The sequence below is a fragment of the Sphingosinicella sp. BN140058 genome (genome assembly GCF_004135585.1).
Classification (GTDB): Bacteria; Pseudomonadota; Alphaproteobacteria; order Sphingomonadales; family Sphingomonadaceae; genus Allosphingosinicella.
Window position 1 is genome coordinate 4,797,835 of record NZ_CP035501.1, and the last position, 23,989, is coordinate 4,821,823.

General features: G+C 67.3%; 18 protein-coding genes and 1 pseudogene. 13 read left to right on the forward strand and 6 right to left on the reverse strand.

What is annotated here, in order from left to right:
- Positions 1 to 31: 31 nt before the first annotated feature.
- Positions 32 to 1,072: pseudogene (locus tag ETR14_RS29375) on the reverse strand (formylglycine-generating enzyme family protein).
- Between the two features lie 334 nt (positions 1,073 to 1,406).
- Here ETR14_RS29375 and ETR14_RS21695 point away from each other — a divergent pair.
- Positions 1,407 to 3,659 (forward strand): TonB-dependent receptor, encoded by a 2,253-nt coding sequence (locus tag ETR14_RS21695; RefSeq protein ID WP_129388847.1) that lies wholly within the window; start codon positions 1,407 to 1,409, stop codon positions 3,657 to 3,659.
- A 65-nt stretch (positions 3,660 to 3,724) separates the two neighbouring features.
- On the forward strand, positions 3,725 to 5,308 hold the full coding sequence (locus tag ETR14_RS21700) for an AMP-binding protein (RefSeq protein WP_129388850.1): 1,584 nt from the start codon (positions 3,725 to 3,727) through the stop codon (positions 5,306 to 5,308).
- Positions 5,309 to 5,312: 4 nt separating this feature from the next.
- Here ETR14_RS21700 and ETR14_RS21705 read toward each other — a convergent pair whose 3' ends face one another.
- Both ETR14_RS21705 and ETR14_RS21710 read right to left on the reverse strand, forming a co-directional pair.
- Entirely contained in the window at positions 5,313 to 6,938 is a 1,626-nt protein-coding gene (locus tag ETR14_RS21705) for a carboxylesterase/lipase family protein (RefSeq protein WP_129388853.1), read from the reverse strand.
- Positions 6,935 to 8,212, reverse strand: coding sequence for an MFS transporter (locus ETR14_RS21710; RefSeq protein ID WP_129388856.1), 1,278 nt, complete (start codon positions 8,210 to 8,212; stop codon positions 6,935 to 6,937). Before ETR14_RS21710 ends, ETR14_RS21705 begins: the two co-directional genes overlap by 4 nt.
- Before the next feature lie 148 nt (positions 8,213 to 8,360).
- On the opposite strand from ETR14_RS21710, the gene ETR14_RS21715 reads away from it, so the two are divergent.
- The 3 genes from ETR14_RS21715 to ETR14_RS29770 all read left to right on the forward strand — a co-directional run bounded on the left by ETR14_RS21715 (position 8,361) and on the right by ETR14_RS29770 (position 10,942).
- A complete protein-coding gene (locus ETR14_RS21715) occupies positions 8,361 to 9,035 on the forward strand; it encodes a TetR/AcrR family transcriptional regulator (protein WP_371416718.1) in 675 nt (224 codons plus the stop codon).
- A 92-nt stretch (positions 9,036 to 9,127) separates the two neighbouring features.
- On the forward strand, positions 9,128 to 10,030 hold the full coding sequence (locus ETR14_RS21720) for an SDR family NAD(P)-dependent oxidoreductase (protein ID WP_371416720.1): 903 nt from the start codon (positions 9,128 to 9,130) through the stop codon (positions 10,028 to 10,030).
- Between the two features lie 150 nt (positions 10,031 to 10,180).
- Complete coding sequence (locus ETR14_RS29770) at positions 10,181 to 10,942, forward strand: L,D-transpeptidase family protein (RefSeq protein ID WP_371416721.1); 762 nt, start codon at positions 10,181 to 10,183, stop codon at positions 10,940 to 10,942.
- Positions 10,943 to 10,949: 7 nt separating this feature from the next.
- Here the strand turns inward: ETR14_RS29770 and ETR14_RS21730 are convergent, their stop codons facing one another.
- Positions 10,950 to 12,356, reverse strand: coding sequence for a carboxylesterase/lipase family protein (locus tag ETR14_RS21730; RefSeq protein WP_129388862.1), 1,407 nt, complete (start codon positions 12,354 to 12,356; stop codon positions 10,950 to 10,952).
- 119 nt (positions 12,357 to 12,475) lie between these two features.
- On the opposite strand from ETR14_RS21730, the gene ETR14_RS21735 reads away from it, so the two are divergent.
- From ETR14_RS21735 to ETR14_RS21745, 3 genes are read left to right on the forward strand one after another with little or no spacing between them, the layout of a single operon-like run.
- Positions 12,476 to 12,928, forward strand: coding sequence for an iron-sulfur cluster assembly scaffold protein (locus ETR14_RS21735; protein WP_129388865.1), 453 nt, complete (start codon positions 12,476 to 12,478; stop codon positions 12,926 to 12,928).
- The gene (locus ETR14_RS21740) at positions 12,928 to 14,745 is read left to right on the forward strand and encodes a cation:proton antiporter (protein WP_129388868.1); all 1,818 of its coding nucleotides are present in this window, start codon (positions 12,928 to 12,930) and stop codon (positions 14,743 to 14,745) included. The genes ETR14_RS21735 and ETR14_RS21740 overlap by 1 nt, the downstream gene beginning before the upstream one ends.
- A gap of 19 nt (positions 14,746 to 14,764) precedes the next feature.
- Positions 14,765 to 15,169 carry a GtrA family protein gene (locus ETR14_RS21745; RefSeq protein WP_129388872.1) on the forward strand — a complete coding sequence of 135 codons (405 nt, stop codon included), beginning with the start codon at positions 14,765 to 14,767 and terminating at the stop codon, positions 15,167 to 15,169.
- Between the two features lie 17 nt (positions 15,170 to 15,186).
- Here ETR14_RS21745 and aroB read toward each other — a convergent pair whose 3' ends face one another.
- Entirely contained in the window at positions 15,187 to 16,266 is a 1,080-nt protein-coding gene (gene aroB, locus ETR14_RS21750) for a 3-dehydroquinate synthase (protein ID WP_129388874.1), read from the reverse strand.
- Positions 16,263 to 16,805, reverse strand: a complete 543-nt coding sequence (locus tag ETR14_RS21755) for a shikimate kinase (RefSeq protein ID WP_206186116.1) — start codon at positions 16,803 to 16,805, stop codon at positions 16,263 to 16,265. The genes aroB and ETR14_RS21755 overlap by 4 nt, the downstream gene beginning before the upstream one ends.
- Positions 16,806 to 16,905: 100 nt before the next feature.
- On the opposite strand from ETR14_RS21755, the gene ETR14_RS29585 reads away from it, so the two are divergent.
- The 5 genes from ETR14_RS29585 (at position 16,906) to ETR14_RS21775 (ending at position 23,986) form a co-directional block, all read left to right on the forward strand.
- Entirely contained in the window at positions 16,906 to 17,028 is a 123-nt protein-coding gene (locus ETR14_RS29585; protein ID WP_256370188.1) for a hypothetical protein, read from the forward strand.
- A complete protein-coding gene (locus ETR14_RS21760) occupies positions 17,009 to 18,811 on the forward strand; it encodes a hypothetical protein (RefSeq protein WP_129388879.1) in 1,803 nt (600 codons plus the stop codon). Before ETR14_RS29585 ends, ETR14_RS21760 begins: the two co-directional genes overlap by 20 nt.
- A gap of 44 nt (positions 18,812 to 18,855) precedes the next feature.
- Positions 18,856 to 19,767 (forward strand): tyrosine-type recombinase/integrase, encoded by a 912-nt coding sequence (locus ETR14_RS21765; protein ID WP_243455944.1) that lies wholly within the window; start codon positions 18,856 to 18,858, stop codon positions 19,765 to 19,767.
- 307 nt (positions 19,768 to 20,074) lie between these two features.
- A complete protein-coding gene (locus ETR14_RS29685) occupies positions 20,075 to 22,915 on the forward strand; it encodes a TonB-dependent receptor (protein ID WP_129388885.1) in 2,841 nt (946 codons plus the stop codon).
- A gap of 129 nt (positions 22,916 to 23,044) precedes the next feature.
- Positions 23,045 to 23,986 carry an acetyl-CoA carboxylase carboxyltransferase subunit alpha gene (locus tag ETR14_RS21775; RefSeq protein WP_129388887.1) on the forward strand — a complete coding sequence of 314 codons (942 nt, stop codon included), beginning with the start codon at positions 23,045 to 23,047 and terminating at the stop codon, positions 23,984 to 23,986.
- Positions 23,987 to 23,989: the final 3 nt, after the last annotated feature.

The following is a 23,989-nucleotide window of genomic DNA, read 5'->3' on the forward strand; positions in this document are numbered from 1 at the left end:
CCGGGTGCGGATGCGGTGCGTGCGCCATTCGTCATCGCCCGAGGTCGCGCGCGATCCTGAACCCGGTGTCGTTCCGCCTCGCCTCGGCACCAAGCCCGATGGTTCGCCGGGCGGCGCGCAGGTCGATGGGATAGTCGTCCCAGGACCCGCCGCGAGTCCGGTGCTTTTCACAGTTCGGCCGTGACGATGGGGTGCCGTCCGAGGCGAGATGCTCGTAGGCGCCCTCCCGGTAGCAATCGTCGACCCATTCCCAGACATTGCCGAGCATGTCGTGCAGCCCGAATGCATTGGCCTCGAACTGGCCGACCGGGGCAGTGAAGCCGAACCCGTCCGTGCAGTCCAGCAGCCTCGCACCCGGTTCGCCTTCCGCCTGTGCGACGGCGATCGCCTGCGACCAAGCGGGCAGGGTGGTGACGAGGCTGCGGTCTCCGCCATTGGCGTATCGGCACGTGGCATCCTGCACGTCGCTCTAGAAGAAGGCGCTCGTTGTTCCGGCGCGCGCCGCATATTCCCATTCGGCTTCGCGCAGGAGCCGGTACGGCTGGCGCGATTTCGACGCGATCCACGCCGCATAATCCCGCGCATCATGCCAAGCCACGCAGACGACCGGATGGTCGTCGCTCTGGGCGAAGCCGGGATTGATCCAGGACGCGGTAGGCACCGGATCCCAATTGCCATTGCGCCCGTCGCCATGGGTGTCGCAGCCGGGTCGCACCTTGCGCCGGGTCGCGGTGACGAATTCGCGGAACTGCCGCCTGGTCACTTCCGTCTCGCTGACGGCGAGCCCGCGGATCTGCAGCTCTCTTTGCGGGCCTTCATTGCGGTGCCGCCCGACTTCGGTCTCCGGCGATCCGATCGCGAGCCGTCCCGCGGGAAGGGCGACCATGGCGGGGCAATCACGGCAATCACGGAAGGTCTGGGGCGACGACGCGGCCGCGACGGCTGGAGCGCCGAGGCCGGCGACCAGCGCAAGGAGCGCCGCCGCGAGGCGGAGAGGCGTCAGAGCATGACCCCGCTTGTGGTAGCGGGAGGGGATCCACTTGGCGCGATCCGGTGCGCCCATGCCGTTCATGACATCGCTCCTCGTCCCGGTTGCGTCGGCGTACCGTCCGAACGGCGCCCTTGGCAGCCTCCAATACTAGTGGATTTTGGTGCGCGGCGCGCGAGAAATCTCGTTGTTCACCGGCGTTCGCGCGGTTGCGTCGAGGTGCTGCCGAAGCGTTCGGCGACAGAGGAACCGCCCGAACAAGAAGGTCGTGGCCGCGGGTGGCACCGAGGTTCAGTCTCCTGGTGGCGTGCGGATATTCACTCAGAAGAGAATTAGTGTTGCGGAAGAGATCGCTTTCCTGCATCTTTCCGGAACGTGCCGAAGAGCGCGGCTGGAGAGAGAAGCAAGGGAGGGTGTCATGAACGATCGTGGCGTTTGGCTGGGCGTTTCAGCGCTTGCGATTGCCTGGGCCGGGGCTGCGTCGGCGCAGCCTGGCGGATCCGGCGCGGCGGAGCGTTCGGCGGATTTCGGCCAGGACGAGAGCGCAGCGGCGCCCGCGGCCGTCGAGGACGACGAGATCATCGTCACCGCGCAGCGGCGTGCGGAGAATCTGATGACGACGGCGATCTCGGCGTCGGTGCTGTCGGGATCGCAGCTCGAGAATAAGGGCGTCGTCAATGTCGACGCGCTGCAATTCGCGATGCCGAGCCTCGTGGTGAACAATTTCGGCCAGGGCAACGACTTCAACGTCCGCGGCATCGGCAAGGCGGAGCACAATACGCAGACCACCACCGGCGTGATCACCTATCGCGACGGCGTGCCGACCTTTCCCGGTTACGTTCAGGGCGAGCCTTATTACGACATCGCCAACATCCAGGTGCTGCGGGGGCCGCAGGGCACGATCGTCGGCCAGAATGCCACCGGCGGCGCGGTGTTCGTCAACACCAACGACCCGATCATCGGCGGCGGCGTCCATGGCTATGTCAACGTCAGCTACGGCAATTACAACGACGCCGGCGCCCAGGGCGCGGTCAACCTTCCGATCAGCGACACGCTGGCGGCGCGGGTCTCCGTCTACGGGCAGCGCCGCGACAGTTTCTACGACATCACCGGTCCCGGCGGCGCAGCGTACCCCTACAACAAGGGCAAGCTCGGTATCGCAGCGGGTCGGCTGAGCCTGCTCTGGAAGCCGACCGACCGGCTGTCGATCCTGTCCAAGACCGATCTCGGCTATCTCGATTTCGGCGCCTATCCGGCGAGCCCGTTCAGCAACCAGTTCAAGTTCCTGCCGGTCGGCAGTGCGACGCCCAACCCGAATTATCGCGACCTGTTCGACATCACCGCCAATACGCCGCAGGCGGCGCGGGACAAGTTCATCCGCTCGGTGCTGAAGATAGAATATGAGACGGCAGGCCGGCTGAAGCTCCGCTCGGTGTCGAGCTACCAGAAGGCCAACACGATGTACCGGGCCGACCTCGACGGCACCGCGACCGGCAACAACACCTTCTTCGACAGCGTCGACGAGCGCCAGATTACCCAGGAGTTCAACCTGATCTCACCGGACGATCAGCGCTTCACCTGGCTTGCCGGTGCGTTCGGGTTGTGGAACAAATATTTTTTCCTCGAACCCTATCAGTTCATCATCGGCACGCCGCCCGGCAATCCGCTCACCGAATATGCCCTGCAGGGCACCAACCCGACGCGCTCGCTGGCGGCCTTCGGACAGATCGGCTTCGCGATCACGCCGAGTCTCAAGCTCGACATCGGCGGCCGCTACACGGCGAGCCGATCGACCAACCATGTCGACGTGCTGCAATTCGGGGTGCCGATCCGCGACGACCAGACCACCAAGTCGGATGATTTTTCCTACAAGGTCTCGCTCGGCTGGCGGGCGACGGCGGACCATTATCTCTACGGCTTCGTCGCCACCGGCTTCCGGCCCGGCGGCCTCAACGTCCCCGTCGGGCTCGGCCTTCCGGATCCCTTCAAGCCGGAGAAGGTGACCTCGTACGAAGCCGGGTGGAAGGCGAACTGGGCGGGCGGGCACGTCCGCACCACGATCAACGGCTTCTACAACGACTATAAGAACTTCCAGGTCATCATCGGCTATCCGACCTTTCCGACCTTCGGCATCGAGCTCAACGTCGAGGACAAGACGAGGATCTACGGTTTCGAGGCCGAGGCCGAATTCCGGTTCGGCGGGTTGACGCTCGATGCGGGCGTCAACCTGCTGCACAGCGATCTCGGCAGCTTCTTCGCCACCGATCCGCGGGGACCGAGCGTGCTTCCCTGCAATCCGCAGACGGGCCCGGAGAGCATCACCTGCATCGATCTGGAAGGGCGCCGGCAGACTTATGCGCCGAACGTCACGTTCAACATCGGCGCGGAATATGTGATCGCGCTCGGCAATGGCGATCGTCTTACCCCGCGGGCGAATTTCGGCCATATCGGAAATCAGTGGGCGACCCTGTTCGAGAATCCGGCGCGGGGCGACCGGCTCGAGGCGCGCAACATATTGAACGCGCAGCTCGCCTGGCAGCACGGGACCTGGACGGTGACCGCCTACGGCACCAACCTCACCAACCAGCATTACCCAGCCTCGCTGAACAGCGGCCTCTATTTCGCCGGCGCGCCGCGCCAATATGGCGTGAAACTGCTGAAGACCTTCTGATCCGTCCCCGGCCGCCGGTTCCGCGGTAACGGCGGCCGCTTCCTCCCCCGAACGTCCGAGTATTCATGCAGCCTTACGGTCTGACGGTAGACAAATTCCTCGACCATGCCGCCAAGTGGTTCAACGGCCATGAGGTCGTCGAGGCCGACGGCGGGCGCGTCATCGAGCGGGCCACCTATGATGCCTTGTGCGCGCGCAGCAACAGGATGTCGGGGGCGCTCGCGTCGCTGGGGCTGATGCAAGGCGACCGGATCGGGACGCTCGGCTGGAACAGCCTGCATCATTTCGAACTCTATTATGCGGCAATGGGGGCGGGCTTCGTCTGCCATACGCTCAATCCGCGGCTGACCGCGGCGCAACTCGCGGCGATGGTCGACGAGGCCGAGGACAAGGTGCTTGCCGTGGCCGAGGATCTGATGCCGCTGCTGCGCGCGATACTGCCCCACTGCCCGTCGGTAGACCATGTGGTGGTCATGGACGCGGCGCCGTCGCCGGCCTCGCTGGCGCCGCAGCCGCCTTTGCTCTGGCGCTACGAGACGCTGCTCGAGACCCGCGGACGCCCATTTCGCTGGGGCGGGTTCGACGAGAACGAACCCGCCGGTCTCTGCTACACGTCGGGGACGACCGGTCGCCCCAAGGGCGTCGTCTACACCCATCGCTCCAATTATCTGCACACCTTGCGGGCCCTACAGGCCGATGCTGTGGCGCTGACCGCGCGCGACGTTCTGCTGCTGGCGGTGCCGATGTTCCATGCCAATGGCTGGGGCATGCCCTTCGCCGCACCGGCCGCGGGCACCAGGCTGGTGCTGCCCGGGCGGGCGATCGACGGCGCCAGCCTCGCCAGGCTGATCCGGGACGAGGGGGTAACGGTCGGGGTCGGCGTGCAGACGATCTGGCTCGGTCTTGCCGACCATCTCGAGCAAAGCGGCGAGAGCCTGCCGAGCCTGGAGCGGGTGCTGATCGGCGGCTCGAACTGCCCCGACGCCCTGTTGCGGCGGCTGGAGGCGCGGCTCGGCGCCGCGGTGCAGACGAGCTGGGGAATGACCGAATTGTCGCCGATTGGAACGATCGCGCCCCCGGCGGGCGGGGCGGGTGCGGGGCGACCGCCGCTGGGGCTGGACCTCAAGCTCACCGACGCCGCCGGCACCAGGCTGGAGCCGCAGCGCGGCGTGCTCGGCCATCTCAAGGTCAAGGGACATAGCGTCGCCGACGGCTATTTTCGCGGCGATGCCGACCTGCTCGACGCCGAGGGCTATTTCGACACCGGCGATCTCGCGGTGATCGATAAGGAGGGCAATCTCACCATCGGCGGCCGCGCCAAGGATCTGATCAAGTCCGGTGGCGAATGGATCAATCCGGCCGAGATCGAATCGATCGTCGGTGCGCATCCGGCGGTGCGCCACGTCGCCGTGATCGGACGGCCCGACGTCAAATGGGGCGAGCGGCCGGTGCTGATCGTCGAGACCGGGCCGAAGCAGGATCCGGGCCTCTTGCTCAACCTGCTCCGCGGCAAAGTCGCCGACTGGTGGATCCCGGCCGAGGTCGCCGAAGTCGCCGCGATGCCGCTCGCCGCATCGGGCAAGATCGACAAGAACCGGCTGCGCGCCGACTTTGCCGAGGGACGGATCGCGGCGACGGCGGTGCGCTGACCGATCAGTCGCAGGCTGCCGGCTTCGGCGGAAGCTTCGGCGCGGCCAGACCGACATTCCAGTTCCATCCGTATTTCCCCTCGGCGCGGCGGCGGCACATCACCTCTTCGTTGAGGTCGTACATTCCGGGCATCAGACCAATGGCGGGCTCGGGCGCGGCGGCGAAGCGCATGTAGGCGCCCTCCTTGCCGTAAGCCGGCCAGGCCGGCGCACCCGGCGCCTGCGGCACGCCGGTGCGGGCGAAGCTCGTCCAATAGCCGATCATCGCATCGGACAGCGGGCGATCGGCGTCGGGCACTTTCGGCCAGCGCGGCGGGGTGCCGTCGAGCGTGCCGAACACATAAGGAAGCTCGCTGGCATGAAAGGCATGGAGGCCGGGTTCGTCCATCGCCGGATAGCCGTGATCCCAAAGATAGAGGAAAGCCTGCTGGCCGAGCGCGCTTTGCTTGCGGGCGAGCCGCTCGGCGGTCCAGCCGTAGAGGGCGTCGCGGGTCGTCGCGAGGATGCTCTCCTTGTAGTTGGCGGCCGGGTAGAGGCGCAGGAATGCGTCGCCGAGGTCGCCGTAGCGCGCGCGAATTTCCTTCTCGTAGACGGCAGCCGTGGCGGGCGGGGGCGGCGCCAGGATCGTGAGCGAGCGTATCTCGCCCTGGTTGAAGCCGGCGAGCAAAGGCACCGGTGCCTGGCGTCCGGCATCGAAGGTGTCGACCATCTGTTCCGGCAGCACCATGTCGTCGACCACACCCCAGGGCATGAACCCGGCGGCGGCGGCCCGATTGGCGAGATTCTGGGCGTCGATCGCGCGCAGGCCGGCGAGATCGGGCGCCTGGAGGGCGCTCGCCAGCATGGTTCCGGCGGCCTCGCCCGACGGCGCGCCGTGCACGCTCTTCTTCAGTTCGGGCATCGAGATCATGTAGGCGCTCTGGGCGATCGCCTTGGCGAACAGGCCGCGCGCCAGCGGCGACTGGAGCAGGTACATGACGCTGAGCGCGCCCGCAGATTCCCCGGCGATGGTGACGTTGCCGGCATCGCCGCCGAACGCCGCGATGTTGTGGCGCACCCAGGTCAACGCCGCGATCTGATCGAGCAGGCCGTAATTGCCGGAGACGCGCTGCTTCGTCTCGGCGCTGAGCGCCGGATGGGCGAGCCAGCCGAGCACGCCGAGGCGATAGTTGATCGAGACCACGATCACCCCCTGCTCGGCGAGCCGACGGCCGTCGTACATCGGCTCGCGGCTGGAACCGGAGACGAGCGCGCCGCCGTGGATCCAGAAGAAGACCGGCGCCTTGCGCGCATCGGCGGGCGCCCAGATGTTGAGCGTCAGGCAATCCTCGCTGGTCGGCAGCGGCACGTCGGGGGAATAGACCGACGGCACGCGATTCTCGGGCTGGATGCAGGCGGCGCCGAATTGGGTGGCGGCGCGGACGCCCTGCCAGCGCGGCATCGGCGCCGGCGGCTGCCAGCGCCGCGGCCCCACCGGCGGCAGCGCATAGGGGATGCCCTTGAACGCGCGAATGTCGCCCTCGATCGTGCCTTGCACCGCGCCCGAAGGCGCATCCACCTGCGGCGCTGCCTGGGCGGCGACCGGGGCGGCCAAAGCGAGGCAGAGGAGGCTGGCGAGCGTACGAGTCATGCTTGTGCCTTTCCGGAGAGACGGTCACGGATGCGAAGATTGCGGGCCAGCCACAGGAAGAGCAGGATGGCGACGCCGTAGAAGGGGGTCAGCGTGTAGAGCGCGGCCTGTAGCGGGTGCGGCGTGCCGCGCGCCGCGAACCAGTCGCTGGCCGCGCCGACCCAGGTCGGCCCGAGGCCGAGGCCGATGAAGTTCATCACCAGCAGCAGCAGCGCGCCGGCAAGGACGCGCTGGTTGGGCGCGACCTCCTCCTGCACCAGAGCCACCGCCGACGACAGGTAGAAATAGTTGAAGAACATGGTCACGGTCAGCAGCACCAAAGCCAGCGGCCAGTCCGGCGCCCAGACGAAGCCGAGGTAGAAAGGCAGGGCGATCGCCAGCGACACGGCAGGGGCGGTCGCATAAGCGGTGCGCGTCACCCGGGTCATGCGATCGATCACCCGCCCCGATACGATCATGCCGGCGCCCATGCCGATCGCGACGACGAGCGCGTACCAGATCGCAATCTGCTCCAACGTCATGCCTTTCTCGCGGATGAGGAAGAGCACCGCGAAATTACCGAGGCCGTAGGTGACGAACTGGGTGGCGCCGCTGCCCAGAGCGGCGAGCATCAGCAGCCTGTGGGTGAAGAACATCCTCATCGTGCCGACGAACGGCGCCTTCTCCGCCGCGGCGTCGGCAGGCGCGGCGTCGGTCGCGCCGCGCCGTGGTTCGCGGACGATCAGGCGAACGCCGATCGCGGCGACGATGCCGACGATGCCAATCGCGACGAAAGCGTCGCGCCAGTCGAACGCCGCGGCGACCGAGGCGCCGAAGGCGATGCCGAGTGCGGCGCCGATCGGCGGCCCGAGATTGAAGACGCCGAAGGCGGTGCCGCGCCGGCCCGGCGGAAAGGTGTCCGTGATGATCGCGTAGGAGGGCGGCACACCGCCCGCCTCGCCGAAGCCGACCACCATGCGTGCCGCGACCAGCTGAGGATAGGAGGCGGCGAGGCCGCAGGCGATCGTCGCGCCGCTCCAGATCGCACAGGCGAGCGACAGCACGCCCACCCTATTGGTACGATCGGCGAGCCAGCCGACTGGGATCGCGATGAAGCAATAGAAGAAGGCGAAATAGAGCCCGCCGATCAGCCCGAGCTGGCCGTCGCTGACCTGGAGCTCGTCCTGGATCGGCTTGGCGAGAATTCCGATCAGCTGCCGATCGAGGAAATTGAGCACGTAGACGAAGGTCAGGGTGACGAGCACGATCCAGCGTCGGCGGTCGGGCGCCTCCATCTCCACGCTTCCTCTCTCCCGCGGCGGCCGCGTCTTGTCGTTGCCTGCATCATGTGGCGGGGGGCGGCGCGTGTCAACGTACACTATCAAGCGTGTGAACATCTGCGGCGGGTTGACGTCTCCGGCGGCAAACGGGAAAGACGTGGACGTGACGCACAGTGCCACCCCAATCCGCCGGTCGCGAAAGGCCGAACAACGCGCCGAGACGATGGAGCAGATCCTCGATGCGGCGGAAGATCTGTTTTCGAAGCACGGCCTTTACGGCGTGACGTTGAAGGACGTCGCCAAGAAGGTGGGCGTCCACCACACTTTGCTCAATTATTATTTCGACGACAAGAAAGCCTTGTTCGACGCCGTGTTCGCACGCCGCGCGATCGTCACCAGCGAGCGCCGGATGCAGGCGCTCGACGCCTATGAGAAAGAGGCGGGCGCCAGACCCACCGTCGAAGGGGCACTAAGGGCCTTTCTCGACACCGATCTCGACACCTATATCGAGGGCGGCGAGGGTTGGAAGAATTACGCCCAGCTCACCGCCCAGGTCGCGAACACGCCGCACTGGGGCGCGGACCTGATGGACGCGCATTTCGATCCGGTCGTGCTGCGGCTGATCGGGCTGCTCAAACGCACCCTGCCCGATTGCGCCGAGGAAGACATCTTCTGGGGCTATCATTTCGTCACCGGCGCGCTGATGCTGACGCTCGCCAGGACCGGACGGATCGACAAATTATCGGGCGGCCTCGCCCATTCCGACGACTTCGTCGCAGTCAAGGACCGCATGGCCTCGTTCATGGCCGCCGGCTTTCTCGCCATCTGCAAGAAGTAGGGCGTGCTCCAACCACGTCGGCGCGCGCGTGATATTAGCTCTCTTGATAGTGAACATATCGGCGGCTAACTGTGCGAGATCACGCATGGGAGGTGAAGATGGGACTGGCGGAACGGGTTGCGATCGTGACGGGGGCAGGCTGCGGTCTCGGGCGTGCCCATGCGCTCTACCTGGCGCGGCAGGGCGCGCGGGTCGTCGTCAACGATCTTTCGCAGGAGGCTGCCGACGCCGTCGTTGCCGAGATCGTCGCGGCAGGCGGCGATGCGCTGGGGTTCGCCGCTTCGGTGACCGACGAGGCTGGAGTGGCCCAGATGGTCGAAGCGGCCCTCACCCGATGGAACCGGATAGACATCCTGATCAACAATGCCGGCATCCTGCGCGACAAGAGCTTCGCCAAGATGAGCATCGACGAATTCCGCCTGGTGGTCGACGTGCATCTGATCGGCGCTGCCGTCTGCAGCAAGGCAGTTTGGGAGACGATGCGCACCCAGCGGCACGGACGGATCGTAATGACGACCTCCTCGTCCGGTCTTTACGGCAATTTCGGCCAGGCAAATTACGGCGCGGCCAAGATGGCGCTGGTCGGACTGATGCAGACGCTGGCGATCGAGGGTGAGAAATACGGCATCCGGGTGAACTGCCTGGCGCCGACCGCCGCCACCCGGATGACCCAGGATGTGCTGCCCAACGAGGATCTGCGGCTGCTCGCGCCCGAACTGGTCAGCCCGGGCCTGATGGCGCTGGTTGGCGACGAGGCGCCCAGCCGGGCCATTCTTTGCGCCGGCGCCGGCCACTTCGCCGCCGCGCATGTGACGCTGACCCAGGGCGTGCAGATTGGCGGCGGCGTAGACGCGGGCGAGCAGCTGGCGACGGAGTGGAGCAGCGTGGTCGACCGCGCCGGCGAGATCGTCCCGGCTTATGGCTTCACCCAGGCGGAGCGGGAAGTCGCAAGCGCCGCTTCTGCTGTAGCGAGGACAGCGGCGGGGCGCGGTTGAGCAGGCGCTCGACCCGGCTCTGAAACAATCGAAACCATTATGGATGTTGCGCGGCACAACGCCGCAACGACTCGCGCCTAGAGCCCCCGCCCAAGGCCATTCCGGCCGCAGGAAAGGGGCGGGGACGAAGACCCGCTTGCAGATCACAAGATGAGCCAGGTCGTCGTTCAAAGCAGTTTCGCCGCAATCGCCGCCATGTTGCTGAGTTTCACTCCCATCTACGCCGCCTACACGGAGGAACCCGGCGACACGGCTTCCCTGAGCCCATCAGCACCGGTGTCGGCATCACCCCAGACGGCCGGTCCCGTCGTGGCGAACATGCCGCAGCCGGGCGTCGCCGCCGCCGCGCCGTCGCCGGTCGTCCCGATCGCAGCGGCCCCGATTGCTGCCGTTCCACCCGTCGCGCCCGATCCGTTCGAGGAAGAAGCGTCGCTGCGTCCCGGCAAGTTCCTGTGGGCACCGGAGCGCGCCTCTGCTGGGCCGGTCGAGATCGTGGTCAGCATCCCGCTGCAGCGCGCCTTCGTCTATCGCGGCGGCAGCCTGATCGGCGTGTCGACCGTTTCGACCGGCAAGCCGGGTCACAGGACCCCGGTCGGCACGTTCGACATCCTTGAGAAACGGCGCGAGCATTATTCGAACAAGTACAACAACGCGCCGATGCCGTTCATGCAGCGGCTGACCTGGGACGGGGTCGCCCTCCATGCCGGCCAGATCCCGGGACATCCCGCCTCGCACGGCTGCATCCGCCTGCCCAAGGAATTTGCACGTTTGCTGTTCGGCGTGACCAAGGTCGGTGCCTCGGTTCACGTCATCGAGCTTTCGCCGGCCGCGGGGGAAGCGCTGGCGATGGTCCGCGGCGACGGCCAATATAACGGCATGGGCGGGCCGCTGGAGGACGTCGCCGGCAATTGAGGGCGGCTCAGCGAACGGCGGCGTCGATCTGCGCTGCGAGCGGATCCTTCGCTGCGCTTGCGCGGCCGTCGGCGCCGAAATCGAGCAGCCGGTCGTCGGCCCGATCATAAGCCGGCCATTGCGGGAGGCCGGCGCCGTTGGGATTACCCGTTTTGGCGAAGTTCACCAGATAGGCGCTGATCGTCTTGCCGACCCGATTGTCGCGCGCGCTGGTCCTGTCGCCATATTTGATCGCCTGCGTGTCGAAGAAGAAGGGGATGTCGCTGGCATGATCGGCACCCGTCTTGCCGAGCGACTCCGCCGCGTAGGAGAAACGGTAATGGTAGGTTGGCACCTGATGGGCCGCGATCGTGCCCGCCAGGCTGCGGGCCCCGGCGATCATGTAGCCGATGGGGCCGCCGATATCGTTGCTGGTGGCGCCGATCATGATCGGGATGCGGGCGAATGCGCCGCTGCGATAGGCCACGCCGACATCGACCGCGAGCGTGCCGTCGACATAAGGGCTCGCGAAGGGGCGGGGCGGCGCCTTGGGCGCGAAGAAGGTTTCGAGATTGAGGCCGTCGACGATGTCGGCCGCAGGCAGCGCCCGCAGCTTCGCGAGCGCCTGCGGATCGTCGGCGGAGATACCCTTCGCTGCGGCGAAGGCGACGCTCGCCGCCTGCGCCGCGGCCGCACCGCCCTCGGCCCGCGCACTGCCGTCGCCTCCCGACATCACCACCGCGCGGTGGATCAGGCCTTTCGCCTGCGGCGAGGTGACCATCGTGTTGACCGACATGCCGCCGGCGCTTTCGCCGATGAGGGTGACGTTGCCGGGATCGCCGCCGAACGCAGCGACGTTGCGCTTCACCCATTCAAGGCCGGCAAGCTGGTCCTGAAAGCCGAAATTGCCGTTGCTTTCGCCCTCGGCGCCGAGCTGCGGATGGACGAAGGTGCCGAACCGGCCGAGCCGGTAATTGAAGCTGACGAAGACCACGCCCTGGCGGGCGAGGTTGGCGCCGGAATAGGTCGGCGGCGAGGAGCCGCCGTTGACGAAGCCGCCGCCGTAGATCCAGACGATCACCGGCAGCTTCCCGCCGGCCCTGGCGTTCGCCGGCGCCCAGACGTTGGCGACCAGGCAATCCTCGGCCGGTTCGGTTCCGAGCGGCGCGGCATCGCTGGGGAAGGGGAGCTGCATGCAATCATGGCCATAAGCGGTGGAGTCGCGCACGCCCGTCCATTTCGCCGGGGGCTGCGGTGCCCGCCAGCGCAGGTCCCCAATCGGCGGCGCCGCGAAAGGAATGCCTTTCCACGACGCCACGCCGCCCTCCACCGCGCCGCGAATTCGGCCGCTGTCGATCGCCACCTCGCGCGGCGCGGCGGGCGCCGCGGCGGCAAGGGTTGCAAGGACGGCGGCGATGACGAGCTTGCGGTGCATGCGATCTCCCTGGTCTGTGCGGGGAGCATAACGGCATTTCGGCGTTTGTCGCGGGGGAGCGCGATCCTTACACCTTTGGGCGGGTGGCGCCGCAACCGGGGGCATTCTATAGCCGGCGGGTGACCACGCCTCTCTACAATCGCGACATCCTGCGGCTTGCCGCCTCCATTCCGCACCAGCGTCGGCTCGAGCGGCCGCAGGCGAGCGCGCGCCGGCGCTCGCCTGTGTGCGGCAGCGAAGTGGTGGTCGACGTGGAACTCGGGCCGGACGGCCGGATCGGGGCTCTGGGGCAGGAGGTAAAGGCCTGCGCGCTCGGTCAGGCCTCGGCGGCGCTGATGGGCGCGCATGCTGTCGGCGCAACGCCGGCCGAGCTCGCTGCTGCGCGCGACGCGCTGGCCGCCTTTCTCGCCGGCAATCGCGGCGATCCCGGCGCCTGGCCCGGCCTCGACAGTCTCGCCGTGGCGCGGCCGTTCGCCGCCCGCCATGCCTCGATCCTGCTCGCCTTCGAGGCCGCCGCCGCTGCTGCAGAAGAGGCCGCGGCGGCAGCGCCGGCAGCGGCGGGAGCGGCCTGATGGAAGCGCACCAGGCCGCCACCGCCGCCGAGCTCGTGCTTCGGGACGGCGTCATCATTCTCGGCGCTGCGCTGGTCTTCGTGATGGTGTTCCGCCGTTTCGGCCTCGGCGCGGTGCTCGGCTATCTACTCGCAGGGGCTCTGATCGGCCCCGACGGCCTCGCCCTGATCAGCGCGCCCGAGGAGATGCTCCACATCGCCGATTTCGGCATCGTCCTGCTCCTCTTCCTGGTCGGGCTCGAGCTCAATCCGGCACGGCTGTGGCGATTGAAGCAGGATATCTTCGGGCTCGGCCTGCTCCAGGTCACCGTCTGCGGCCTGGCGATCAGCGGCCTCATCTACGTGGCGGCCGGGTTCAGCGTCGCCGCTTCGCTCGCGATTGGGCTGCCGCTGGCGCTCTCCTCGACCGCGCAGGTGCTGCCGAGCCTTCGCTCGGACGGCACGATCAACACGCCGGACGGCGAGCGCGCCTTCTCGGTACTGCTGTTTCAGGATTTGTCGATCGTGCCGCTGATCACGATCATCGCCGCGCTCTCCCGGGCCCCGGTCGATCCCAACGCTCCGACCGGCCTGCAGCTGACCGGCTACACGATCGGCGCCATCGTCGGACTGGTCGCTGCCGGGCGCTTCCTGATCAATCCGCTGTTCCGCCTCGTCGGCCGGGTGGCGGAGCGCGAATTGTTCATCGTCGCCGGCCTGTTCATCGTCCTCGCCAGCGCGGCGGTGATGGAGAGCCTGCACCTGTCGACCGCCCTCGGCGCCTTCATCGCCGGCGTGATGCTCGCCGACTCGCCCTACCGGCACGAACTCGAAGCCGACATCGATCCGTTCCGATCGATCCTGCTCGGCATGTTCTTCGTCGCGGTCGGCATGCTGCTCGATCTCGACGCGATCGCCGCCAGGCCGCTGTTCGTGATCGGCATGGCGCTGGCCTTGATCACCTTGAAGGCGGTGCTGCTGTTCGGCCTCGCCCGTCTGTTCGGGGTCGAGCGCAGAAAGGCGCTGAAGCTCGGCCTGCTGCTCAGCCAGGGCGGCGAATTCGCGTTCGTGCTGTTCGCCGCGGCGCAGAGCGCGGCGCTGATCGCGCCCGAAGCCGCGACGTTGTTCGCGGCCGTCGTCACCGTGTCGATGGCCTCCACCCCGTTCCTGATGATGGTCAACGACTGGCTCGACCGACGCAGCCGCGCCGGCGATGGCGACGGGCTCGACGGCCCCGAGGGCTCGCCCGATTCCTGTGCGATCGTGGTCGGCTATGGCCGCTTCGGCCAGACCGTCGCCCAGATGCTGATGGCCAAGGGGATCAGCGTTACCCTGATCGATTCGAAGCCGTCGCAGATCGAGGTCAGCGGCTCGTTCGGGCTCAAAGTCTATTATGGCGACGGCACCAGGCTGGACCTGCTCCGTCTCGCCGGCGCCAATGAGGTGCGGGCGATCCTGTTCTGCCTCGACGGCAAATGGCTGAATGCGCATCGGCTGGAGCCGATCCTCGAAGCCTTTCCACAAGCCGCGATCTTCGTGCGCGCGTTCGATCGCCTCCATCTGATGGAAATGGGTGCCGCCGACATCAAGTTCGCCGTGCGCGAAGTGTTCGAATCGGCGGTGCTGATGGGCCGCGAGGCGCTGACCGCCTTCGGGTTCGAGCCCGATGAAGTGAGCCGCGTCGAACAGGAATATCGCGACCGCGACCGCGAGCGGTTGGAGAGCCAGAGCCGATCCGGCAACCTCCACGCGCTGCGCGAACGCATGTTCACGCCGGACAATCGCCTCGCCGACGCCGAGAAGGGAGTCGACTCGGCGGCACAGGTCGTCGACGGGTGAGCGCTTCGACCGAGCGGGTGTGAAGAGCTCCACGACCCCTCTTGCCGCGCAACTGATCCGCTACGGCATTGTCGGCGGCCTGAGTTCTATACTCTATTCCGGCGTCTATCTCTGGCTTGCTGGTTTGCTGCCACCGTCATGGGCGACCGCCGCCGTGCCGCCCGCCTTCCTCGCCGCCGCCGCATTCGGCTTCGTGTTGCACGGGCGGTGGAGTTTCGCAGGCAATCGCAGCGGCACCTCCGGGAGCGCGGTTCGCTTCCTGCTCGTTCAGGCCGGTGGGATGCTCCTCAATGCCGCATTTACCTGGACGATCACCGGTCCCATGCACGGGCCCGTCTGGCTGCCGCTGCTCCCCTGCGTGCTCGTGACGCCGCTGCTTACGTTCGGCATTCATCGACGCTGGGTGTTCGGGCACTCGCAGTAGGACAATTCCCAGGCAGCCTAGCCGCGCCAGCGCCTCAGAAAATCCTCCACTTCGGCGAGCTCGACACTCTTGTCGACGAACGCCTGGCCGATGCCGCGGGCGAGGATGAAGGGGACCCGGCCGCCGCTCTTCTTCTTGTCGTGAGTCATATGGGCGACGAGGCCGGCGGGCGTGCCGAGATCGCTGCGGACGGGCAGGCCGATCGCGGCGAGATGGGCTTCGACCCGGTCGGCATCGGCCGCGGGGCAGAGGCCGCGCTCGGCCGAGAAGCGGAAGGCGATCGCCATGCCGAGCGCCACCGCCTCGCCGTGCAGCAGGCGGTCGGAAAAGCCGGCTTCCGCCTCGAAGGCATGGCCGAACGTGTGGCCGAGATTGAGCAAGGCGCGTCGGCCGCTCAATTCGCGCTCGTCCTCGCCGACGATCGCCGCCTTGGCGCGGACCGACGTCTCGATCGCATGCAGCCGCGCATCGACGTCGCCGGCGAGCAGGGCGTGTGCATTCTTCTCGCACCAGTCGAAGAATATGGCATCGCCGATCAGGCCGTATTTGACCACCTCGGCATAGCCGGCGCGGAGCTGACGGGGATCGAGGGTCTCGAGCGTGGCCGGATCGATCAGCACTGCGGCCGGCTGGTGAAAGGCGCCGACCATGTTCTTGCCGGCCGGCGTGTTGATCGCGGTCTTGCCGCCGACCGAGGAATCGACCTGGGCGAGAAGGGTCGTCGGCACCTGAACGAAATTGCAGCCGCGCTTCAGAATCGACGCCGCGAAACCGGTGAGATCGCCGACCATGCCGCCGCCGAGCGCAAGCACGTGATCGGAGCGCTCGACCCCGAGTTCGAGCAGACGATCGACCAAAGTCGACAGCATCTCCCAGCTCTTGCTGCCCTCTCCGGCCGGAATGGTGACGAGATCGATTTCGAAGCCGCTTTGCTGGAGGCGGGGCCCCTGGCGTGCCCACACCCGATCGTCCGCGACGACGACGAGACGGCCGCCCCGCGCATAAGGCCCGAGCATTTCGGCGGCGCGATCGAGCAGCCCGTTCTCGATGACGATCGGATAGCTGCGTTCCCCAAGCCCGACTTCGACCTGCCTCAATTCCCGCCCTCTCGCTCGTTCAACGCCTCGATGATCCGCTCCACCGTCCGCTCGTGCGGCATCGCCTGGCTGCGGACGCGAAGATGGGCCTGCGCATAGACGGGGTTGCGGATCGCGGCGAGCTTTTCCAGCACTTCGCCCGGATCCTTGCCGGAGAGGAGGGGGCGCGTGTCGCGGCGGCCGACCCGATCCACCAGGGTGGCGACATCGGCATCGAGCCAGATGGCGATGCACCTCTCCAGAATAAGGCCGCGGGTGCGATCGTCCATGAACGCGCCGCCGCCGGTTGCGATCACCTTGGGCGGGCCGGCGACCAGACGGGCAAGCACCCGGCGCTCGCCGTCGCGGAAGCTCGCTTCGCCGAATCGCTCGAAGATTTCCGAGATGGTGCGATCGGCGGCGCGCTCGATCTCCTCGTCCGAATCGACGAAGCCGAGGCCGAGGCGTTTCGCCAACCTCTTGCCGACAGTCGATTTCCCCGCGCCCATCAAACCGACGAGCACGATGCAGCGGTCGGGACGGGGAAGCGTATCCGGCATGGCGTCGGGGGCTATACATGCCCCCGCCTCGTGGGGCAAAAGGCCGCCCATGCGCAGATCCTCCTTTGCCCCGACGCGCCGTCGCAAGTCGCCGCTTCCCATGATCCTCATCGCTCTGCTGGTCCTTCTGGTGGGCTTTCTCGTCTGGCTCAGCACCGTCGATACCGAAGTGCCGACGCAGCGCATCGAGCAGGACGTCACGAATGAAGCGCTGGCGCAGTAAAGTTCTGCTGGCCGCCGGCGCGGCGGGGCTCGCCTTCGCGATCCCGGCGCTCGGCCAGCGCGGCAGCCCGGAATCGCTGCTGCCCCCGGGCTTCGGCGATCCCGGCACGCAGCCGGCGACACCGCCGGACGAGGCGCCCGGCACAGAGGAATCGGGCGCGCCGGCCGGAACCCCGCCGCCCGTGGCGCGCGAATCCACGGTTGCGACCACCGATGCTCCGGTGGTCGAGAATGCCGCCGCGCAGGATCTCCAGGATCTCGCCGCGCAGGAGATCGTGCCGCCGATCGAGATCCCCGAGGAATCGCGGCGGCCGACCAGCGTCGTCGGCCCGCTTCGCGCCGAAAATTGGGGGCTCGGCTTCGAGGCGTTCGGCACGGCGCACGGCCGATTGCTGACCGGTCTGATGGGCCGGCTCAACGCGCCCCTGCCGTCGCGCTGGACGTCGATCCTGCTGCGACGGGCATTGCTCTCCGAAGTGCCGACGCCGCGTCAGATCAACGACGTCGACTGGATCGCCGAGCGTGCCTGGCTGCTGCTGCGGATGGGCGAGGCGGACAGCGCGCGGATGCTGGTCCAGGCGGTCGACGTCGACCGCTACACGCCGCGCATGTTCACGGTCGCCGTACAGACCGCGCTCGCCACCGCCGATCCGGCCGCGCTCTGCCCGCTGATCGGCCCCGGCCGCAACGTCACGGAAGAGCGCTTCTGGCCGCTCGCCGACGCGATGTGCGCCGCGCTCGGCGGCGAGGCGTCACGGGCGAGCCAGCTGATCGATCAGCAGCGGCGGCGGCTCGGCGGCAACAATATCGATCTGCTGCTGGCGGAGAAGGTGGTCGGCGCCGGTACCGACACGCGGCGGGCCGTCACCATTCAGTGGGACGGGGTCGACGGCATCAACAGCTGGCGCTTCGGCCTGGCCAGCGCCACCGGCCTCAAGATTCCTGACAATTTGATGCAGGGCGCGGGCGCGCACGTCAGCGCCTGGGAAGCGCGGGCGCCGATGGTCCCGCTCGATCAGCGTCTCAAGGCCGCGCAGACCGCCGCCACCATCGGCGTCTTCTCGAACGCGGCTCTAGTCGACATCTACAGCCTGATCGGCGACGGCCTCGATCCCTCCGAGATCGAGGGAAGCGTGTCTGGCCGGCTGCGGCAGGCCTATGTCGCCGGCACCTATGATGCGCGCATCGATGCGATCCGCGGCCTGTGGGACAATGAGGCGATCGGCGGCGATCGTTACGGCCGGCTGATCCTGACCGCCGCCGCCGCCGCCCAGATCCCGGCGCTGCCGTCGCAAAGCGATCGGGCCGCCGATCTGATCGCGTCGGCAATGAGCGCCGGCTTCGATCGGCGGGCTTCGGCCTGGGCGAGCATCGTCGACGGGATGGGCAGCGACGGCAATCGCGCCTGGTCGATCCTGGCGGTCGGCGCGCCGGGGCCGGTGGTCGATACCAGCCGCAGCCGGGTCGAGGATTATATCGACGATCAGGGCAGCGTCCGCGGACAGATGCTGGTCGCCGCGCTTGCCGGCCTCGGCCGGCTCGAGGATCCCGCAGCGCTCGGGGTCGATCCGGCCCCGCGCAACCGCTGGGCGCAGATGATCACCGCGGCGGCACGCAACCGGCAGCCGGGCACCGTCGCTCTGCTCGCCGCGATCGGCATGCAGACCGGCGGCTGGCAGGGCGTGCCGCCGCGGCATCTCTACCAGATCGTGCACGCGCTTCGTGCGGTCGGCCTGGATTACGAAGCGCGGATGATCGCGGCCGAGGCGATGACCCGCCTGTGAGCCAGGTCGGCGAGGATCGGCAGCTGATCGCTGCCTTCCTCGAGATGATGGCGGCGGAGGCGGGCGCCGCGCGCAACACCCTGCTCGCCTATGAGCGGGATCTGCGCGGGGCCTCGCAGCTGCTTCACGGCCGGCTGTCGGCTGCCGATGCGGCGGCTTTGAACACCCTCGCCGAGGCCTGGCTCGATCTTCAGCGCGCCACGGTGGCGCGCAAGTCGGCGGCGCTGCGGCGCTTCTTCGCCTTCCTGCAGGACGAAGGCTTCCGCGCCGACGATCCCTCCGCCGCATTGCCGCGCCCCGGCGGCGCGCGGCCGCTGCCCAAGGTGCTGGATCATGGCGCGATAGACGCCCTGTTCGCGGAGCTCGAGCGGCGCAAGCGGGAGCATGGCGGAACACTCGATCTGCGTCTCTGCGCCCTCGTCGAATTGCTCTACGGCTCGGGGCTTCGTGCGACCGAATTGGTGTCGTTGCCGCGCCATGCCTTGCAGCCTGGTCGGCCCTATCTCATCCTGCGCGGCAAGGGCACCAAGGAACGGCTGGTGCCGATTTCGGACCGCGCCCATGAAGCCGTCGCCGAATGGGCGGCGCACGTGCCGCGCGACAGCCTGTGGCTGTTTCCGTCGGGCAAGTCGCATCTGAGCCGCGTCCGCCTGTATCAGCTGATCAAGGCGCTCGGCGCCGCCGCCGGCGTGCCGCCGGAGCGGATCAGCCCGCACGTGCTTCGCCACGCCTTCGCCACCCACCTGCTGGAGGGCGGGGCCGACCTTCGCGCCTTGCAGCTGCTGCTCGGCCATGCCGATATCGCCACCACCCAGATCTACACCCATGTCGACAGCCGGCGGCTCGTCGAACTGGTCAACAGCCGCCACCCGCTCACCGATGCCATGGCCGGGGCCGGCAAGGCGGCAGGTCGCCGGCAAGAAGAGGATGAAGCCGGCGTTGTGCCCGCAGGCTAGTCCGAGATTGCTCTCAAGACACGATCCAATTCCGGTGAATGTCAGGAATAATCGTGTCTCCGCAAAGACTTGCCCTTGCCTCCAAAGAGACGTGCAGTATCGCTGCTAGGCAAATGCGCGCAAGCATCCGCAACTGACATCGACTTTTGGTCTTGAAGCGCAACTGTCACTTTAGCGCAACAATGCGCAGCAAAAGTGCCGCACATTGCACCCGGCCGGTCGCGTTGCTCTTCCGTACCTTCCCCCTGCGCGTGTTACATCCAGAGCTTCGCCGATCCGCCGGCGGTAAAGCCCTTGGGGAGAGTATATGCCTAAGCATCTGCGTTACGGTTGCGCCTCGCTCGCACTCATCGCCGGAACCCTTGCCGTGCCTTCGACCGTGTTCGCACAGTCGACGCTTCCGCCCGAAAATCCCGAAAGCGGGGCGGGGCCCAGCGCGGAGCAATCGGGCGACGCCATCGTGGTGACCGGTTCGCGCATTCGCCGCGATCCCCTGTCGCAGGATTCGCCGATCGTTTTCGTCGACGGCGAGGACATCGCCAAGACCGGGCTCAACTCCGTCAACGACGTGCTGCAGCGCCTCCCAAGCTCCGGCGGCGGCCTCAACGGCAAGTTCAACAATAGCGGCAATCTCGGCAACCCGCCCGACGGCGGCGGCGTCGGCGCCGGTGCGGCCGAGATCGACCTTCGCTATCTCGGCTCGCGGCGCGTGCTGGTGCTGGTCGACGGCATCCGCTTCGTCAACGGCGCCTCGGCCAGCGGTGTCCCCGGCTCGACCGACCTCAATGCAATCCCTGAAAGCGCGATCGAGCGGATCGAAGTGCTCCAGGACGGCGCCTCCGCAATCTATGGCTCCGACGCCATCGCGGGGGTGGTCAACATCATCACCAAGAAGCGTCAGGACGGCTTCCTCGCCTCGGCCCAGATCGGCACCACCGACCATGGCGACGGCACCACCCAGAATTATCAGCTGAGCTGGGGCAACAAGGGCGATGGCCCGCTGCAACTCGTCGTCGGCGGCAATTACGTCAAGTCGGGCGGCATCTCCGCCGGTGCCCGCGACATCTCGCGCTTCCCGGCGCCCTATTCGAACAGCTGCGCCGACGGCGGCTGCTCCGGCTTCCTGCCGAACGGACGCTACGCCGTGTTCGGTCAGGATCTGACGCTCAACGCCCCCGTCCTCGGGCGCCCCGCAACACCGGGCGATTTCCGGCCGTTCGTGAGCCCGGACGACCGCTTCAACTTCGGTCCGTTCAACTATCTGCAGATCCCGATCGAGCGCTACGGCGCCTTCGCCAATCTGAAATATGAAGTGACGCCGGACATCAACTTCTCGCTGCGCGGGATCTGGAACGAACGCAAGTCGAGCAACCGAGCGGCGCCGCTGCCGTTCGGCGTCGGAGTCGCGGCGGGAATCACGCCGGTGCTCGACGCCACCACCGTCGATGCGACCAATCCCTACAATCCGTTCGGAGTGACACTCGACGCCACCAACACCGACTTCATCTATCGCCGCTTCGTCGAAGGCGGGCCGCGCCGCTTCAACCAGAAGGTCGAGACGATCTACGGCGTGGCGACGCTCGACGGCAAGTTCCAGATCGGCGAGCGCGACTGGTATTGGGACCTGAACGGAACCTACGGCCGCAACAAGGCCAAGCAGCAGATGTTCGGCAACATCGATTCGAGCAAGCTTCGCCAGGCCCTCGGTCCGCTCGCCGCCTGCACCGCGCCGTGCGTGCCGTTCAACCTGTTCGGCGGGGCCGGATCGATCACCCAGCCGATGCTCGATTTCGTCACCTTCGTGCAGAATGACAGCAGCGAGCAGGAGACCTGGGACTTCACCGGCAACATTTCGGGCAGCCTGTTCGATCTCCCCGGCGGCCCGCTCGGCCTTGCTGCGGGCGTTGAATATCGCGATCTCAGCGGGCGCTTCGATCCGGATCCGATCGTCGCGGCCGGCTTCAGTTCCGACATTCCCGCCCGTCCCACCCGTGGCAGCTATTCGGTCTGGGAGGGCTATGCCGAGCTCAACGCGCCGCTGCTGTCGGACCGCACCTTCTTCCAGCTGCTCGAGCTGAACGGCGCCGTCCGGTTTTCCGATTATTCGACATCCGGATCGACGACGACGTTCAAGGGCGGCGTCAACTGGAAGCCGATCAAGGACCTGCGCCTGCGCGCCTCCTATGCCGAGGGCTTCCGCGCACCGTCGATCGGCGAGCTATTCGGCACCCAGTCGCGCTTCGATCAGCAGCTCGACGATCCCTGCTCCTCGCACCCCGACAATACCGCGGCGCGCCACTTCGCCAACGACGCGACCGTGCGCACCAACTGCATCGCGGCCGGCGTTCCCGCCAACGGATCCTATCAGCAGGCCAACCCGCAAATCTCGGTGCTGGTCGGCGGCAACGAGGATCTGAAGCCGGAAACCTCGAAGAGCTGGGTGTTCGGCGGCGTGTTCAGCCCGTCCTTCCTGCCGCGCTTCTCGCTCGAGGCGAATTACTACGACATCAAGATCCGGGGGGCGGTCCAGACCGTCGATGCGGAAGTCACCGTCACCAACTGCATCGTCGACAACGATCCCGCCGCCTGCGCGCTCGTTACCCGCGCCGGTGCGGGTCAGCTGACCCAGGTGCTCGGGCTGCTGCAGAACATCGCCGCGGTCGAAACCGACGGCATCGACGTCAATCTCGCCTATCGCACCGGCGAGACCGGGGCAGGGCGCTTCGGCATCACCTGGAACAACACCTTCCTGCTCAACTACGACGTGATCGTGCCGATCACCGACGGCGTTCAGGTGATCAGCCGCGAGGGCACCGAGCAGGGCAGCCCGTCACAGGGTTTCCCGAAATGGAAGTCGGTCGGCATCCTCGACTGGGATCTCGCCAATTACGGCGTCTCGCTGACCGGTCGCTACGTGTCGAAGCTGAAGGAGGCGGGCGGCAACGTCATGAAGGCGCGCTTCTACACCGATTTCCAGCTCCGGATCAGCGCCGGCGAGGATGATCGGTTCGGCTTCGCGCTCGGCGTCAACAATGTGTTCGACACCAAGGCGCCGGGCTGCGTGACCTGCGACATCAACAATTTCGATCCGACCGTCTACGATCTCCCGGGACGCTACCTCTACGCCCGGGCGACCGTGAAGATGTAAGACTGGAAGCGGAGGGCGGGGACGGCGGCGCCGTTCCTGCCCTATGCACGGGCGCCGATCTCCCGCACTTCGTCGCACCGGACGCACGCGTTGACGCGGCGCCCGGCGCGCCCTAACTCCCGGCCGCTTATGGCAAGCTATCTCGACTTCGAAAAATCGATCGCCGAACTGGAATCCCGCATCGACGAGCTGCGGGAGACGGCTCAGGACAGCGAGATCAATATCGACCAGGATATCGATCGCCTCCGCGCCAAATCGGACCGGATGCTGCGCGAGACCTATGCCAAGCTGACACCCTGGCAGAAGACCCAGGTCGCGCGGCACCCGGAGCGGCCGCACTTCAAGAATTACGTCGCGGCCCTGATCGACGATTTCATGCCGCTCGCCGGAGACCGCAATTTCGGCGAGGACGAAGCCATCATCGGCGGGCTCGGCCGTCTCGGCGGCCGCAAGGTGGTGGTGATCGGCCACGAGAAAGGCGACGATACCGCCAGTCGGCTCAAGCACAATTTCGGCATGGCCAAGCCCGAGGGCTATCGCAAGGCGATCCGGTTGATGGAACTCGCTGACCGTTTCGGCCTGCCCGTGATCACCTTGGTCGATACCGCCGGTGCCTTTCCCGGCGTCCAGGCCGAGGAACGCGGCCAGGCCGAGGCGATCGCCCGTTCGACCGAGCGCTGCCTGTCGCTCAAGGTGCCGCTCATCGCAGCGATCGTCGGCGAAGGCGGGTCGGGCGGCGCGATCGCCATCGCTGCCGCGAACCGCGTGCTGATGCTGGAGCACAGCGTTTATGCCGTGATCTCGCCCGAAGGCTGTGCATCGATCCTGTGGCGCACCGCCGAGAAGGCGCCGGATGCCGCCGAAGCGATGCGGGTCACCGCCGCCGATCTCAAGCAACTGGGCGTGATCGACCGGATCGTCGCCGAGCCGCTCGGCGGTGCCCACCGCGCCCCAGCCGAGGCGATCGCGGCGCTCGGCAGCGCGCTCGGCGAGGAACTCGACGCTCTCAGCGCGCTCAGTCCGGAGCAGTTGCTCGCCGACCGCCGCGCCAAATATCTCGCAATCGGCTGAGCC

What these genes read in the sequence shown, in the direction of transcription:
- ETR14_RS21695 (WP_129388847.1), top strand. Translation starts at nt 1,407, where the DNA reads ATGAACGATCGTGGCGTTTGGCTGGGCGTTTCAGCGCTTGCGATTGCC.
- ETR14_RS21700 (WP_129388850.1), top strand. Translation starts at nt 3,725, where the DNA reads ATGCAGCCTTACGGTCTGACGGTAGACAAATTCCTCGACCATGCCGCC.
- ETR14_RS21705 (WP_129388853.1), bottom strand. Translation starts at nt 6,938, where the DNA reads ATGACTCGTACGCTCGCCAGCCTCCTCTGCCTCGCTTTGGCCGCCCCG.
- ETR14_RS21710 (WP_129388856.1), bottom strand. Translation starts at nt 8,212, where the DNA reads ATGGAGGCGCCCGACCGCCGACGCTGGATCGTGCTCGTCACCCTGACC.
- ETR14_RS29770 (WP_371416721.1), top strand. Translation starts at nt 10,181, where the DNA reads ATGAGCCAGGTCGTCGTTCAAAGCAGTTTCGCCGCAATCGCCGCCATG.
- ETR14_RS21730 (WP_129388862.1), bottom strand. Translation starts at nt 12,356, where the DNA reads ATGCACCGCAAGCTCGTCATCGCCGCCGTCCTTGCAACCCTTGCCGCC.
- ETR14_RS21740 (WP_129388868.1), top strand. Translation starts at nt 12,928, where the DNA reads ATGGAAGCGCACCAGGCCGCCACCGCCGCCGAGCTCGTGCTTCGGGAC.
- ETR14_RS21755 (WP_206186116.1), bottom strand. Translation starts at nt 16,805, where the DNA reads ATGCCGGATACGCTTCCCCGTCCCGACCGCTGCATCGTGCTCGTCGGT.
- ETR14_RS29585 (WP_256370188.1), top strand. Translation starts at nt 16,906, where the DNA reads ATGATCCTCATCGCTCTGCTGGTCCTTCTGGTGGGCTTTCTCGTCTGG.
- ETR14_RS21760 (WP_129388879.1), top strand. Translation starts at nt 17,009, where the DNA reads ATGAAGCGCTGGCGCAGTAAAGTTCTGCTGGCCGCCGGCGCGGCGGGG.
- ETR14_RS21765 (WP_243455944.1), top strand. Translation starts at nt 18,856, where the DNA reads ATGATGGCGGCGGAGGCGGGCGCCGCGCGCAACACCCTGCTCGCCTAT.
- ETR14_RS29685 (WP_129388885.1), top strand. Translation starts at nt 20,075, where the DNA reads ATGCCTAAGCATCTGCGTTACGGTTGCGCCTCGCTCGCACTCATCGCC.
- ETR14_RS21775 (WP_129388887.1), top strand. Translation starts at nt 23,045, where the DNA reads ATGGCAAGCTATCTCGACTTCGAAAAATCGATCGCCGAACTGGAATCC.